This window comes from Pedobacter sp. ASV1-7 (assembly GCF_040203335.1).
Lineage (GTDB): Bacteria > Bacteroidota > Bacteroidia > Sphingobacteriales > Sphingobacteriaceae > Pedobacter.
Map to the genome: position 1 here is coordinate 572,768 of NZ_JBEHBV010000002.1, position 14,244 is coordinate 587,011.

Annotated in this window: 13 protein-coding genes; 4 read left to right on the forward strand and 9 right to left on the reverse strand. The window is 36.0% G+C overall.

The genetic code is table 11. From position 1 onward, the window contains the following. Positions 1 to 5: 5 nt before the first annotated feature. Positions 6 to 1,490 (reverse strand): bifunctional phytoene desaturase/3,4-desaturase, encoded by a 1,485-nt coding sequence (gene crtID / locus ABDJ41_RS07325; RefSeq protein ID WP_349785229.1) that lies wholly within the window; start codon positions 1,488 to 1,490, stop codon positions 6 to 8. 14 nt (positions 1,491 to 1,504) lie between these two features. Continuing rightward, on the reverse strand, positions 1,505 to 2,170 hold the full coding sequence (locus tag ABDJ41_RS07330; RefSeq protein WP_349785230.1) for a MarR family winged helix-turn-helix transcriptional regulator: 666 nt from the start codon (positions 2,168 to 2,170) through the stop codon (positions 1,505 to 1,507). Between the two features lie 136 nt (positions 2,171 to 2,306). Between ABDJ41_RS07330 and ABDJ41_RS07335 the strand changes: the two genes are divergently transcribed. Beyond that, the gene (locus ABDJ41_RS07335) at positions 2,307 to 3,428 is read left to right on the forward strand and encodes a hypothetical protein (protein ID WP_349785231.1); all 1,122 of its coding nucleotides are present in this window, start codon (positions 2,307 to 2,309) and stop codon (positions 3,426 to 3,428) included. A gap of 2 nt (positions 3,429 to 3,430) precedes the next feature. On the opposite strand, the gene ABDJ41_RS07340 is transcribed toward ABDJ41_RS07335, so the two are convergent. Genes ABDJ41_RS07340 through ABDJ41_RS07355 form a run of 4 tightly spaced genes read right to left on the reverse strand, consistent with a single transcriptional unit; the run spans position 3,431 to position 9,100 of the window. Then, positions 3,431 to 4,144, reverse strand: coding sequence for a DUF4198 domain-containing protein (locus ABDJ41_RS07340; RefSeq protein ID WP_349785232.1), 714 nt, complete (start codon positions 4,142 to 4,144; stop codon positions 3,431 to 3,433). A gap of 6 nt (positions 4,145 to 4,150) precedes the next feature. After that, positions 4,151 to 5,422: a PepSY-associated TM helix domain-containing protein gene (locus ABDJ41_RS07345; protein WP_349785233.1), complete on the reverse strand. Its 1,272-nt coding sequence runs from the start codon at positions 5,420 to 5,422 to the stop codon at positions 4,151 to 4,153. 54 nt (positions 5,423 to 5,476) lie between these two features. Further along, the gene (locus tag ABDJ41_RS07350) at positions 5,477 to 6,697 is read right to left on the reverse strand and encodes a DUF4374 domain-containing protein (protein ID WP_349785234.1); all 1,221 of its coding nucleotides are present in this window, start codon (positions 6,695 to 6,697) and stop codon (positions 5,477 to 5,479) included. A 12-nt stretch (positions 6,698 to 6,709) separates the two neighbouring features. Next, positions 6,710 to 9,100, reverse strand: a complete 2,391-nt coding sequence (locus tag ABDJ41_RS07355; RefSeq protein ID WP_349785235.1) for a TonB-dependent receptor — start codon at positions 9,098 to 9,100, stop codon at positions 6,710 to 6,712. Positions 9,101 to 10,459: 1,359 nt separating this feature from the next. Here ABDJ41_RS07355 and ABDJ41_RS07360 point away from each other — a divergent pair. Beyond that, positions 10,460 to 11,302 (forward strand): hypothetical protein, encoded by an 843-nt coding sequence (locus ABDJ41_RS07360; RefSeq protein ID WP_349785236.1) that lies wholly within the window; start codon positions 10,460 to 10,462, stop codon positions 11,300 to 11,302. 133 nt (positions 11,303 to 11,435) lie between these two features. On the opposite strand, the gene ABDJ41_RS07365 is transcribed toward ABDJ41_RS07360, so the two are convergent. Then, positions 11,436 to 12,020, reverse strand: a complete 585-nt coding sequence (locus tag ABDJ41_RS07365) for a DUF4136 domain-containing protein (RefSeq protein WP_349785237.1) — start codon at positions 12,018 to 12,020, stop codon at positions 11,436 to 11,438. 337 nt (positions 12,021 to 12,357) lie between these two features. Here ABDJ41_RS07365 and ABDJ41_RS07370 point away from each other — a divergent pair, with 337 nt between their 5' ends. Continuing rightward, positions 12,358 to 12,708 (forward strand): hypothetical protein, encoded by a 351-nt coding sequence (locus ABDJ41_RS07370; RefSeq protein ID WP_349785238.1) that lies wholly within the window; start codon positions 12,358 to 12,360, stop codon positions 12,706 to 12,708. A 126-nt stretch (positions 12,709 to 12,834) separates the two neighbouring features. Continuing rightward, positions 12,835 to 13,230: a hypothetical protein gene (locus tag ABDJ41_RS07375; RefSeq protein ID WP_349785239.1), complete on the forward strand. Its 396-nt coding sequence runs from the start codon at positions 12,835 to 12,837 to the stop codon at positions 13,228 to 13,230. A gap of 189 nt (positions 13,231 to 13,419) precedes the next feature. On the opposite strand, the gene ABDJ41_RS07380 is transcribed toward ABDJ41_RS07375, so the two are convergent. Continuing rightward, positions 13,420 to 13,776 (reverse strand): response regulator transcription factor, encoded by a 357-nt coding sequence (locus ABDJ41_RS07380; protein WP_349785240.1) that lies wholly within the window; start codon positions 13,774 to 13,776, stop codon positions 13,420 to 13,422. 232 nt (positions 13,777 to 14,008) lie between these two features. After that, on the reverse strand, positions 14,009 to 14,185 hold the full coding sequence (locus ABDJ41_RS07385) for a hypothetical protein (protein ID WP_349785241.1): 177 nt from the start codon (positions 14,183 to 14,185) through the stop codon (positions 14,009 to 14,011). Between the last annotated feature and the right edge of the window lie 59 nt (positions 14,186 to 14,244).

The following is a 14,244-nucleotide window of genomic DNA, read 5'->3' on the forward strand; positions in this document are numbered from 1 at the left end:
CTGTTCTATTTGAGGTTATTTACTTCTTTTGCAACAATTTTACCGGAGATAATTGAAGGGGGAACACCAGGACCAGGTACAGTCAATTGTCCGGTATAAAAAAGATTAGACAAATGCTTATTCTTGATAGAAGGTTTCAAAACTGCGGTTTGTGAAAGCGTATTCGCTAATCCATAAGCATTCCCACCATAGGCATTATAATCGCTAATAAAATCATCAATACAATAGCTTCTTTTGTAATCCAATTTTGACACTAAATCCTTCAATCCAGTATGTTTTTCTAAACGTTTAATCATATCAAGGAAATAGAGTTCCCGAGTATCTTCATCATCAGAAAGACCTGTTGCCAGTGGCATCAGGAGAAAAACATTTTCATGTCCTTTGGGTGCTACCTCAGGATCGGTTTTAGAGGGACAACATGCATAGAACAATGGTCTTTCAGGCCATTTTTTGTCTTCATAAATACTGTAAATATGCTCGTCAAAATCATTTTCAAAAAACAAAGTATGGTGTTTAAGATTTGGAAGCTTCTCTTTAAATCCTAAATAATAAATCAGACAGGAAGGAGCAAATGTGCGGTTTTCCCAATACTTATTTTCATAGTTTCGTAAATCACTATCTAATAAACTCTCTGTATGATGATAGTCCGAAGACGCAATTATAGCATCAAACTCCTTAAATTCCCCATTTACGAAAATTCCAGTAGCAACGCCATCTTCAGTAACGATTTTTTCAACATCGTTATTAAAATGAAAAGTAGCACCTTGTTGTTCTGCTACTTTTTTCATTCCCAATACCAATTGATAAAACCCACCCATGGGATACCATGTACCCAAAGCATATCCACCATAATTCATCAAGCTATAAAGTGCAGGGATATCTTTAGGAGATGCTCCTAAAAAAATAACCGGAAACTCCATTAATGCTTTCAACTTGGGATGTGAGAAATATTTGCTGACATAAGTTCTAAAATCAGACAGTAAGTCTAACTTCAAAGCACTTATTGCTATTTTTGGTGAGGCAAATTCCCACCAACTATAACAAGGTTTATTTACAAAATCTTTCATCCCCACTTCATACTTGTACTTTGCAGATTTCATAAAGGCATCCAGCTTTTCACCTGCCCCCCTTTCTAAAGTTTCAAATAATTCTTTCAATTCTTCATATGATTCTGGAACTGCAAGAATGCCATCTCTAAAAATCATTTCGAATTGCGGGTTGAGACAAACCAGATCATAAAAATCCGCTGTTTTACAATCAAAATCCTGAAAAAAATTATCGATGATATCTGGCATCCAATACCAACTAGGGCCCATATCAAACACATAACCGCTTTCTGTTTTAAACTGTCTTGCTCTTCCTCCAGGCTGAGTATGCTTCTCATAAACATGCACAACATTACCTGCCTTCGCTGCATAGGCCGCAGCAGAGAGACCGGAAAACCCCGCTCCAATTATTGCAATAGTTTTTTTAGAATTTGGTTTCTGCATACACATCAGATAAGTTAGTTAGACAATTGGCTATATGCGATATCTACAAGCTGGGAGATATCCAGATTTTTATAATATATAGGTTCATGGAAGTGTTCCAGTTTTTGCAACAGCTTTATCAATTCTAATTTTTCATTTTGACTAAGATTTCCAGTAACAATATGAGTTGCCTGCCTGATTTTAGCCATACTTTTTTCTAAAGCTTCTATTCCTTTAGGAGTAATTAAAATAATCTTGCTTCTTTTATCTTCTAATGAATCGCTCTGTTGTATCCAACCTTGATTAATAAGACGATTGATGATTTGCATCCCAGCAGGTTTTTCCTGAATGTTCTTTCTGATCAACTCCATTTTTGTCATCGCCCCAAAAGCTTTTAAATTGATCAGATATATAAAATCTTCCTGAGTAGAAAAGTCCGAATTGTAAATAGCCGATCTGGAATAAGTTTTTGCATATCTATTCATATGCACAATTAAAGTATTTATAACACTCTCCGAACTTCTACCATTTTCTTTCCCTTCCCAGTTCGGTTCTTCATCTATACTTTCTATACTTTTTTCATTATCGTAAATCCAACGTTTAAAACCTGTTAAATCTTTCGAATAGGATTTAGAATCAACATTTGTATCAAACTTTTCAATAAGCTGAAACACTTCTGCTATAAACTGATAATTCATCATGAAATAAATAAACTCAAAATTTAGTACACAAACATACTAAATATAAACAAAATAAGAATATTATTATACGAAACAATAATGATATAAATAAAATTCTTATTTGAAAAAAGATTAACTTCATTAAAACATTCTGCAGATGAAATCTATTCTTAGTATTTTGTTGTTCACAGCGCTTCTCTCCTCTTGTGTTTCTACTCAAAAACTGTTCGATAAAGGCGAGTATGATAAAGCTTTTTATGCAGCTGTGAACGATTTGAAAAAGAACTCTTCTAACGCAGATGCCTTGCGTATTTTACCTGATGCTTACAAAGAAGCAGCTGGTAAATATGAACAGGATATCACTACCGTCAAAACCGCTAAGGGCAGAAGAACAGTACAGCTTGGCCAGGTGTATAATGCTTACCTGTCTTTGCAAAAAATGTATGAGGCCTATCAGGATGCAAGATTAAATATGAACAGCTTTAGTCCGAAGAATTACAGCATGGAACTAGATGCTGCCGCAGAGAATGCCGCAGAGGCCGAATACAACAGAGGGCTAATTCTGCTACAGCAAAATACCAGGACAAGTGCCAGAAAAGCATATGATCATTTAAAAATGGCCGACAGCTATGTACCCGGCTATAAAGATGTGATTGCTAAAAAACAACAGGCTTACGATGCAGCGATCACCAATGTGGTTGTGAACCGTTTAGATCAGCGTTTCGGCTCTTATTCTATTAATGGAAGTTTTTTTGAAGAGGATATTTTGTGGAACCTCAATTCCATTGGGAACAATTCTTATTTTCAGTTTTATAGCATCAATGACAGGCGTTCCAGAGATATAAGGGTAGATGAATTTATTGACCTGAGCATGCGCGACATCTGGTTTAGTAACCTGGCAACCAATTCCTATTCCTATACTGTCACTAAAAAAATTCCGATTAAAAACGATAAAATGGCCAATAGCGAGAGTACCACTACTGTGTCTGCTACAATAAGAGTAACCCGCAGGGTGATCAATTCAAGAGCTGTAATGGATTACCGCATTACAGATGCCGTATCCAGAAAAATAATTGCCTCTGACCGCATTCCTGCACAATATACCTGGGAAAGTCTTACCGGTAAATATACCGGGGATTCCAGGGCCTTGAGCGAACGCGATCGGGCAATTATAAATGGAAATTATACAAGGGGACCTTCTTACGATGAACTATACAGAGAACTTACCAGACAGATCCTTTCCCAATTCAACTTTAAGATGAGGGAAATTTATCGTTAAAACTAGTTAATCTCAAAGCTGTAGGTCGCGCCTTTCCAGGTTGCCTTAAAATCTTTACCGTAATGCTGTCCAGGAGTTCTGTCCATCTCACTTACTTCCACTACATATCTACCTGCCCATAATGGGGTAAACTCGATCAAGCCGTTTTCGTCAGTTGTCAGTTCTTTTGCCCAACCATTCGGAGAAAAAACAGACACTGTCTTTCCTTTTGAAACAGCGTCTTTTGCAAATACTTTCAACTGAAGTATTTTATTGATTTTTGCAGTTGAAAGGCCTTCTGTATGCAGTTTCAATACATTGGGGTTTTGTTCTACTGTAGGTAAGACTTTTCCAACAGTCACATTTGCGCTTGAAAGAAAATGATACTTTGTAGTGCCTCCCAGCTCTTTTGCCTCATGACTAACTACAATTGTGTAAGCGCCATTCTGATCAGGGGTAAAATTTCCTTCAAAATGATTGGTATGGGGAATTAGTTTTAACTGCATTTTCTTTTGGTCCGGACCGATCAACCAGATTGAAAATTCATTTACGTCAGAATACCAATTAGCAACACTATCACGTTCATTGCTCGCATATTCACCATAAAATACTTTAACAGATTGTGGCTTACCTATTTTTCCAGTATTAGCGGTTTCAATCCACAGCGCATGTGCAAAAAGTTGTGTTGTAGTAAAGCTGAGTAGCAAGCCCACAATTATCGTAGTGATATTTTTCATATTTTTTTATTTTAATATTGGTTCTTTAATTTCTAATATTTTTTGAGGGGTAGGTTTTGTTTTCTTTTTTTTAAACTTACGACCATACCACACCAGGAAACCAGTAATTGGTAGGCTAGCTCCGATCAAGGAAGCCAGAAAAGCCAGAACTTTACCTGGGAATCCTAATATACTACCGACATGTAAATCGTAATTCATCTTTCTAAGCTTAGTACCGATTGTGGCCCCTTCATAATCTCTAGAATAGACGTTATCTGATTTTAATTCAGCCAATGTATGCTGATCAAAAGTATATCCTTTGCTATTATAAAACTGTCCTGTATTTGGATATACAGTAATATCTATTGTTGCTTTCACTCTAGAGGTATCAGGGAAGTTATAGTAAAAACCCTGAGATCTGGGATGATTTGTAATCACCTTGTTCCATGCCAGATCCATTGCCTGCTTTGGCGTATAATGTTTATTAGCTTGTAGGGAATCTGATTCCATTCGTTTAAACTCAGTCAGCTTATCACCTCCTGATGTAACCCAGTATAGACTTTCACTATACCATTTGATGCCATACACCATTCCTGTAAGTGCAATCGCTAGCAAAAACAGTAATGAATAAAAGCCTAACACATTATGCAGATCAAGGTTAACACGTTTAAATGAAGCTCCCCATTTAATTTTGAAACTCTTGTCAATGGTCGATTTATTCCATTTTTTTGGATACCACCAGATCATACCTGTGATCAATAAAACAACAAAGACCATTGTACCATAGTTGACGATTGGCCTGCCGATTTCATAAGGAAGCCATAAAAACCTGTGGCCATTGATCACAAATCGAAAAAAATCAGTCTCACCCTTTTTACGCACCACTGTTTTGACAACTTCACCTGTATAAGGGTTAATTTTGAGCTGTATTCCTCCTCCTCTTCGGCCACCTCCCTTTACTTCTTTTTCTACTTTATTTTTTAAGCTCAGATTGATGGTACGACCTTGCTGATAATTGGCATAAGAAGGTATCTTATCGGGATACAATCGACTCACAATTGCAGAAAGTTGTGAAGGTGTAAGTACAGGCTTATCTTGCTTTTCAACTTTTGTTTCCGGCTCCAGTAATCCATTGATTTCTTCATTGAACACCCATATACAGCCTGTTAAACACACGATTAAAACAATAATACCAGAAACAAGTCCTAGCCATAAATGGAGCCATTTGTTGATTCTTATAAAAAGCGAATCCTTGCTCTTCTTTTTTGCCAGTGTATTCTTTTTTCCTAAGGCTGTCATGACTTTTTGTTAAGCTGCTGAATACATTATTCAGCAGCATTTTACCAGATTAACTTAATAAGTTAGTTTAGAAATTGAGGAGACATTTGATCCTATTATTTCAGCTCCTTTTGTAGCAGTAGCAGCATTGATATCAATTGTATAAACACGATATCTCTCTTCCGATTCACGAAGAACAAACTGAGCAGTTTTCCCATCTCCCTCATAATATGCAGGGAAATCATACCAAGGTGCATTGTACTGTGGAATACCGGAAATGTAAGTAATAGTCTGTGCTCTTACGTCAGCGATAGCTACCTTCACGTCAGCAGGATCGCCTCCTCCTCTTGATGGGGCGACGTCTCTTTTTGCTGCTTCTATAGCAACCAGGAATTTACCATTAGCGATGTACCTACCTCTAACGATTTTTAATCCTCCTGTTTTTGCTTCTACATTAAAGAAGTAGTTTTTATCAAATTCTAAGGCTCCTTTTTTTACACGAAGAAAGCTGGAAGGATTCTTTGAATTGTAAGCAGAACACCATGCATAAGTATCACCATCTTCAATTTGCTTAACACTGGTCATAGAAAACCAATTTCCACTAGAACTTGCCCTTCCATCACGAATAACTTTATTCATAGTCAGATCGGGATAATTAACCACAGCAATCCACATACTATCGGTATATTTTGAAGTCACTCCAGAAACACCGGTAGCAGTATAGTATGGCAAAAAAAGCTTGTTATTATCTACATCTGCAACTCCAGTAAAAGTCGCCAACTCATTAATTCCTGTAATACTAAGCGTATTTATATTACCTCTTTTTGCGATAATAAAGTTTTTTGTATCATAATCCATTATCGCAGCATCCGGAGCAGCAAGGTTACCATTAGCTGCAAATACAAACCTGTCAGTCTTTACAGGGCCATAAGCCAATGCACGAACAGCATTTACCGGTTCCCCCATTTTTAACACCTTACCCTGATCGTTTAGCTTATATGGCGTAATTGGTCCTTGAGTAGACCATACAAGACCAAAAATCATATTATTCTGATTGATAAATGAATATCCATCTGTTTCCGTACCATTACCCGTTGTAGAAATGGTTCCATTTGTAATATTCTCAACAGGTACAATGTAGGTGGCACCACCATCAGTACCTACTGAAGCTACCTGGAAAACGTACCTTGACTTTACATTCCCTACACCTTCCTCAGGCTTATTATTTTTTGAACAAGAAGAAAATCCCGCGCATAGAGTCAGCGCGGCTAATAAAACACCGTTTGTTTTTTTCATTTTAGTAATTATTTAATTGAATTTATTGGATAAAAAATACCTGATCTTCAAATTGAAAGACCGGCTAGGCTTTTGTAAACTAAAGTTGTCGTAAAGGATATTGTTGGCCAGGTTTCTTCCCTCCAACGCCAGATTATATTTTCCTTTCGCGAGTGTGTACGTGATATTTGCATCATGTCCGAATTGAGTAGGAACATCATCTTTACCTAAAGCACTGTCACCCTGACTAGGCCACCTCAGATAAAAGGCGTGAACATACAATAAGTTGTAACCCACTGATAATGTATTGCCTTGTCTACCTGCATTAAAGAATACTGCAGCATTAGCATTTCCAAAGAGGAAAGGCATATTGGGCATACGGTCTTTATAAACCGGACTAACGGTAGTAGAGCTACCTTCATATTTAGTATTATTCCTTATATTCTGATAGGTAACATTAAATCCGGCATTGAATAACCGCTTATAGCTATACCTGATGTCAGTATCAAATCCGTTGTTGATAACATCTCTTAAATTTCCATTTCTTAACTGTGCTGTACCTATAGTAGTTACAACTGGCCTGATAAAGTCCTTTGCAAACCGGTAAATAAAGTTACCATCGAAACCTAAATGATGATCTTTATTAATCCGATAACTATATGCTATACCCAGGTTTAAATTATCACTGCTTTCAGGCTTTAGATTAAAATTCGGATCTACGTTACCTACATCCCCAAATAATTCCTCATTTTCAGGAAGCCGGTAACTCTTTTCATATGAAGCTTTCAACTGAAGACCAGCGTTTAGAAAATAGGTTGAAGCCACACCATATCCAGTAAACTGGAAATTACTTTTTTGCGTATAGTAAATCTTTTCAACCACTTGAAAAGTTGTATTATTCTGAAAATACTTTTTAACAAATAATGTTGTATTCCATTTTACAGAAGCTTCAAATCTGTAACCAATGCCGAGAATGGCCTTTTGAGTTTTACGAGGTTGCTTAAGATTCTCATCCTCAGGTATTAGCTCATCACTACCTTCTCGATTAAATGTGCTATACATCCCATTCAAGACAAAGGAATGTCTTTCATTAAGTTTATATGTCGAATTTAAATTAGCCAGTCCATTATTGTTTCTGTATTTGTATAATGTACGTCCTCGTTCTCCACCTAATGACCATCGATCAGGATAAGTACCTTTATAAATACTCTCACCACGCCAGTTAAACAACTTATTGAGCGTATCAATGGTCTGCTCCTCTCCCAGGTTGTAATTAGCAGACAGGTTAATGTCTAAACCTTTTGTAAAAAGATCATTTTTGCTGTATTTCAAAGAAGGCATTATGATATTACCTTTTCTTTTTCTTCCTCCATACACATCAAACATTCTATTACCAGTTTGCACATCAGCGTCATTCTGTCCAAGCGTTACACCAACTGTCAACCTATCTGCATATTTTTTATTGACCACACCCACATTAGCGATAATGGTTTCATTTTGATAGGTATCATGAAATCTATTGGCCCAACCTAAACTTGTTTTTCCAGAGATGAGATCTTCTACAATCGGAACATATACTCTGTAATTATTATCAGAATAGTTCTGAAAAGCATTAAGTTGCATTGTAAATCCTGATTTAGAAGTAAAGCCGGCGTTAACATTTGTTCGATGTGTATTAAAAGAGCCATAAGAATAAGAAAGGTCAAGGTAATTATTCAGGCCTTTATTCGTAATGATATTTATAGCTCCACCTAATGCATCTGCACCCAGAGAGATCGGCACAACTCCTTTGTATACCTCAATCCTATCTGCCAGATTAACGGGAATGTTATTAATCTGAAAAGATGAACCAAAATTATCCATAGGAACGCCATCAATAAAAAACTTCACCTGCCGGCCTGTAAAGCCATTTAAAGAAAGATTAACACTTGAACCTACGCCACCAGATTCGCGGACTCTGATTCCGGAAACTTTATCTAATACATGAGAAAGATCAAGTGTAGTGTTATGAAGTTTTTTAGCATCTATGGCAGTAACATTGTAAGCTTGCCTATTGCTTTCTTGAGTAGCTGTACGGCCAATAACATTGACCATTTCCATATCCTGACTGCTTTCTGTTAGGCTAAAGTTTAATTTCAACTCTTGATTGCTAACCACAATTACCTGCCTTTTCTGAGGCGCAAAGCCTAAGGAATTAACCAGGACAATATAAGTTCCCGGTTTTACGTTTGAAATTCTAAAAAAACCATTGTGGTCTGACGTTGATCCTTGATAGGTATTTTGAAGTTTGATAGTGGCTGAAGCAACAGCTTCGCCTACACTGTTTTTTAAAGTTCCGCTGATGGAAGTAGCCGGACTTTGAGCTTTTGTAAAAAATACATAGGTACATAGCATACCTAATAGCAAAAAATTCTTAATTTGCATGACTTTTAACTACGATTAAAGGTGAGCCGGCATTGCCGGTTAGCCACACGGGTCCTAAGCCGTGTGGCATTTTTTTTATGCTGCAAATATATCTTTATTTAGAATAAGTCCAAATTAAAATTATAGATAATTTAATAATAATATAGTCGTGGCAGTAAATATGGCTCTATCCTTCCAATATGAAATGATCTGGACTTTGTTGCCTGCATTTTTTTAATTGCCAATCAGCAAATTTAAGTACAGAGCACTATGAGATTATCTGGTTTAATAAGGTACTCTACTGGTCTATTAATTGAGGTGAAACATTAGCCGAGCGAAAGACAGTAAAATCAGATACCACAAAGATGTATACCTTATCTAACTTCCCTCGTGCTTTTGACAAGCAGGTAGCAGCGATCTTAACGCACTACAAGGATCCTTTTATTTAAACATTAACTATTCAGATACCGCCAAGGCAGATGGTACTATCCAGGTTTATATACGGAATGATATGGATAGACAATTTAACAACCGGTACCGATTACAGGATTCATTATTTGGTACAATCGTAAATGGGGCAAGAAAAAGAAAAAAGGAGCTAAAAAAGAGACTGTTCTATCCAGCTCTGTCTCAGAACCAATTAAAGCAGCTGAATCTTTTGAACATGAAAAGACTTACAGCTAGCAAAGGAAGGAAAACTATGTATTCCCAAATTTTAACTGGTTCAGATTGTTTGTTGCTTTGCCACGCTTTGGAAAAATTAAAGACTATAAATTGCTATTCTCCCTAAAATCCGACTCAAAATTCATGATCTCATTTTCGCCATAGTATAATACCTTTGGAAGTTAATGAATGCCGCTATTTGACATTGATTTGCAACAAACATCACCTTAAAACAGCCCTACAACTGCTTTAACACTGGTTTGTTACTAGAAAAGCAGTAGCAGACCAGTAGCTGACCAGTAGCTGAGCAGTAGCAGACCAGTAGCTGTTATACACCAAACCACCATAATCCCTGCAAATAATACGGAAGCAATACACTTACCAAGGGTAAATAAAATTAAACTCAAAGATATATAAATTCACCATAACAACGGCGATATGGCAGATTGTGAAAAGGCTGACTGTACCGATAAAAATAACGCAAAAAATAATATAATTTTTACTTTTTGCGAAGATTGCTCTAATTTGAACATAACTTTATATGGATAGAATTAACAAAACGAATCTAATTATCAATTCAATAGTAAAGTTTTAAATCCTTCCAAAATAGTTATGAATTTGATGAATACCTAACTAGTACCTTGTATAATTCCTGCATTCTATTTATCGTATTTCAAATAGGAAAAAGTTATATTTGATAAGAAGATCAAAACTCCTATGAAAACTCTTTACCTATTCATTGTAACTATCCTTTTCTCCATTCAGCTATTTGCACAATCAGGAAACAAACAAGATGTAGTTCTGAAAACCAATGGCGAAGAAATGAAGGGAAAGGTAACCAAAATCACTGATACAGATATTTCATTTGTTTATCCAAATGAAACGTTGGAATACACCATCAAAAAATCGGACATTCTTAAAATCACCCACGCCAGCGGCAGGATTGAAAACTTTAGCCAACCAGCCAATCTGGCACAGACCCGTCAGAATGATGCTGTTGCCATGTCTGCCTCTCCAGCTGATCATCATAACAAGATTGCTATCCTGCCCTTTACTTTTATGATGGACAATCAACCTGGTTCAGAAGAAATAGGTATGAAGGCGCAACAGGATACTTATGACTTTTTAACAAAACATTCGGCTGGTTACACAATTTTAGACCCAAGGAATACCAATGCCAAGTTAATCAAAGCAGGCATCACGCGTGACAAAATGATTGGATTTACCATGAAAGAAATCTGTGATGTTCTAGGGGTAGAATATATCGTTGATGGTGCTGTTACTCAAAACAAAGGTTATTCTACAACATCTTCAAGTGGGACTTCGAATGATAAAGTGAAAAGGGACGGAAGCGATAAGGTAAAAAGTGTTTCTGGTTACAACACCAGCTATAGTAATGCTGTACAACGCTATGATGTTGCCGTAAGCCTACACATATACATGGACAATAATGCGAGCATCTACAACCAAAGTCATAAAGCTTTTTTGAGTAATACTGACGGATCATATAGTAGCCCGCTGGAATATCTGTTAAAACGTTGTCCCCTGTATAGGAAGTAATATATTTTTATAGCTCTTATAACAAAAATCTATCGTGTCTGGTTTTCATATTCAAGCAGACAAAGACTATAACAAAAACTAAAGCCTGGTAAATCCAGGCTTTAGTAAAGATAAAAACAACCGTAAATCTTCCTTATACTGGAAGTTTCTTAAATATATTTTCAATCACCTTAGGTATTTGGTCTATTGCCTTTTCAGGATTGTTCAACTCCCCTTCTGCCCAACCTCTCCAGATTACCTTTTTAGTCCTGCGATCAATCAGATCAATCATGATGCTACCCTGCTTCACATTCACTCTACGTTGTTCAGTTCCTACATAAACTGGAAATGGGTCACGGTAAGCATAATAATAAAAAGCACGTCCGCGATGAACACCGAAACGTGGAACATACCTTCCAGGAGCATCATAGTACACCGGATCATTATAAGATCTGGTTTCATTATTTACTACTGCGGTATACCTGATCAGCACGTCTGGCCTTTTATTGTTCAATTTAAAGCTTCTTTTATTCAACTCCGCACTTGCTGCCTCAACAATCCTATCCGCCGCTATATCATTATCATAAATATTAGAAGCTTTGGACTTGCTTTCTGGTAACCATGCATAGGTGCGGTAACTACTATTCAACTTTTTATTGCTAACCGCATAATAATTATAGTTGGAACAGGATGACAATACGGCCACCAATCCCAAAATCATTAAAATTTGCTTTTTCATCGTCTTTTCTATTTGTGTGATGTAGAAAATCTCCCATATCTTATCTCCTATACAATGATTTACGATAATAAACTGCTACCAGATTCTGGTAGCCACACTATTTGTTAGACTGCAGAATAAAGAAAAAGATTAATGGGGAATATTTTACCAGCTTCCCCATAAGACCCCGATAAAAAACTCAACAAGTTATCAAATGCATACTCATATTTTGCGTTTAACCCTTATTTTTATGATAATTTATAAGAATTATATAAAAAAGAAAGATAAACAGCTGTAATCTTTAAAACTGGCATTATTGATGCAAAGACAGGATCTGTAAGTTATCCTGACCAAATATATGAACCCATCTAATCGTTTCGACTGCCATTCTTATTTAGATAACAATACCTTAGCCATTCTTGAAATATCAACCAAAGTCAATTTTTCTGATCAGATCTCCAGATCTTACCATTGGTTATTGATCAACAAAAGCACACTACAAGTTAAAGTATTACAACTCCATTCAAGAGATGATTCAACCTATGTACAAGAACGTTTTTTCGATATTGGTTATTTAAAATATGATGCTAATACAGGTATTTTCATTCCTCAGAATTCGCAGGAACTACATCCTCTTGAAAACCTTACCTGCAATGATATACCAAAAAATCTATTAAAAGCGGTAGAAAATTACCTATGTGTAGTGTAGTGAGATGCAGCAAAAAAACTAAAAAAAGATGTACTGGGCAAATGGACTTTCATCAATGCAGCTTTTCCGAAAACCTCCAGTGCTTTCGAAGGAAAAACGACAATAACCAATCCGACATTAAAGTCTATGGCAAGATTATCTGCAATAGCAAATGTATCCCACGTTGCTCCCAAAACTAGTTTTATAGATTTTATAAATGATAATACCTATCTTATTTATGATGCAAAAGGTAATTACTTCACAGGTAAATTTGAGGCAAAGGATGGCCAAACAATTGATCTTTCTGGATTTGGGACAATCAAAGAAATCAAATTTACAGAAGGAAAAATAGATTTTAAAATCACATACAACAGTAGCAATCAAACCATCAGTATATCCGCAAATAAAGCGAGTGCTATGACTTTGAATGAACGCACCAAACTATTATGCCAAACATGGGAATTTCTTTCTATTGAAGAAAATGGAAAAGACATTAGGGTAAACGGAAAATGGGAAGTTTTTGGTAGATGCATTAAAAATTGAAGAGGTCTACTCTTATGATAACAAAGTTGAAACAACCAAAATGGTTCTTCGTCCAGTTCAATAAGGAATCTCTTGTTTCTGTTCCAACTTGCATTTGAAACAATGTTGGTTCTTCGATATACAAATAAAGGCCGTTCTTTAGAAACAGCCTTTATTTGTATAATGCTCCCATGGAAATAACAATTTCACTCACAATAATTTTTTGATTCTTTTTACAATATAATCAATATCAAACGGTTTACTGATATAATCATTTGCACCCGCTGTAATGCTCTTTTCTTTATTAATATCGCTTGCAGACATTACAATAATTGGAATATGTTTGGTAAATGGATCTGTTTTAAGATCAGAACATATATCAGCACCATCCCCATCTGGCAACATCACATCTAAAATAAATAAATCTGGCACAGAATCTTTCAGTTTACTTTTTAGTTCAATAAATGTGGAAGAAAGTTGTAGCTCGTAACCTTCATCTTTAAGCAAAACACCGATGATATATCTGATATCCTCATCATCCTCAAGCACATGAATTCTTTTGATCATAGTTAATTTTGTTTTAAAGTTAATTTTGCTTTTTACATAGCAACAATTTTGCCATATATTAAATGAAACAAGCTCTATACTTTCAACTGTCTACATTTTTTATACAAGTGATCAAGGGGAGTTTTTCAAATGGTGTAAAAGAATTAAAAATAGATTTCTAATAAAAAAGCACTCTCTTACAAGAATGCTTTTTAGGGATAACGGGATTTATTATCCTCACACACTATAAATTTCAATCATTTTCGCGCTTGCGCTGATTATCTTTATTTGAAGTTTGATCAGAACGGTGGCCGCCTGAGTTGGAAACACCCTGTTGCTTCTTGTCTTGTTTTGGATTGTGGAAAAACCTGTCCGAAGTAGGCTTACCTTGATCATTTCCAGTGCTTTTTTGATGGGGTTGATTTTTCATACTCGTTAGGATTATACCATAAAAAGATTAACTTATTTATATTAACAGTAATAAGCATA

Excerpts from the sequence above, each read along its gene's own strand:
- crtID (WP_349785229.1), bottom strand. The coding sequence starts at position 1,490 with ATGCAGAAACCAAATTCTAAAAAAACTATTGCAATAATTGGAGCGGGG.
- ABDJ41_RS07330 (WP_349785230.1), bottom strand. The coding sequence starts at position 2,170 with ATGATGAATTATCAGTTTATAGCAGAAGTGTTTCAGCTTATTGAAAAG.
- ABDJ41_RS07335 (WP_349785231.1), top strand. The coding sequence starts at position 2,307 with ATGAAATCTATTCTTAGTATTTTGTTGTTCACAGCGCTTCTCTCCTCT.
- ABDJ41_RS07340 (WP_349785232.1), bottom strand. The coding sequence starts at position 4,144 with ATGAAAAATATCACTACGATAATTGTGGGCTTGCTACTCAGCTTTACT.
- ABDJ41_RS07345 (WP_349785233.1), bottom strand. The coding sequence starts at position 5,422 with ATGACAGCCTTAGGAAAAAAGAATACACTGGCAAAAAAGAAGAGCAAG.
- ABDJ41_RS07350 (WP_349785234.1), bottom strand. The coding sequence starts at position 6,697 with ATGAAAAAAACAAACGGTGTTTTATTAGCCGCGCTGACTCTATGCGCG.
- ABDJ41_RS07355 (WP_349785235.1), bottom strand. The coding sequence starts at position 9,100 with ATGCAAATTAAGAATTTTTTGCTATTAGGTATGCTATGTACCTATGTA.
- ABDJ41_RS07360 (WP_349785236.1), top strand. The coding sequence starts at position 10,460 with ATGAAAACTCTTTACCTATTCATTGTAACTATCCTTTTCTCCATTCAG.
- ABDJ41_RS07365 (WP_349785237.1), bottom strand. The coding sequence starts at position 12,020 with ATGAAAAAGCAAATTTTAATGATTTTGGGATTGGTGGCCGTATTGTCA.
- ABDJ41_RS07370 (WP_349785238.1), top strand. The coding sequence starts at position 12,358 with ATGAACCCATCTAATCGTTTCGACTGCCATTCTTATTTAGATAACAAT.
- ABDJ41_RS07375 (WP_349785239.1), top strand. The coding sequence starts at position 12,835 with ATGGCAAGATTATCTGCAATAGCAAATGTATCCCACGTTGCTCCCAAA.
- ABDJ41_RS07380 (WP_349785240.1), bottom strand. The coding sequence starts at position 13,776 with ATGATCAAAAGAATTCATGTGCTTGAGGATGATGAGGATATCAGATAT.
- ABDJ41_RS07385 (WP_349785241.1), bottom strand. The coding sequence starts at position 14,185 with ATGAAAAATCAACCCCATCAAAAAAGCACTGGAAATGATCAAGGTAAG.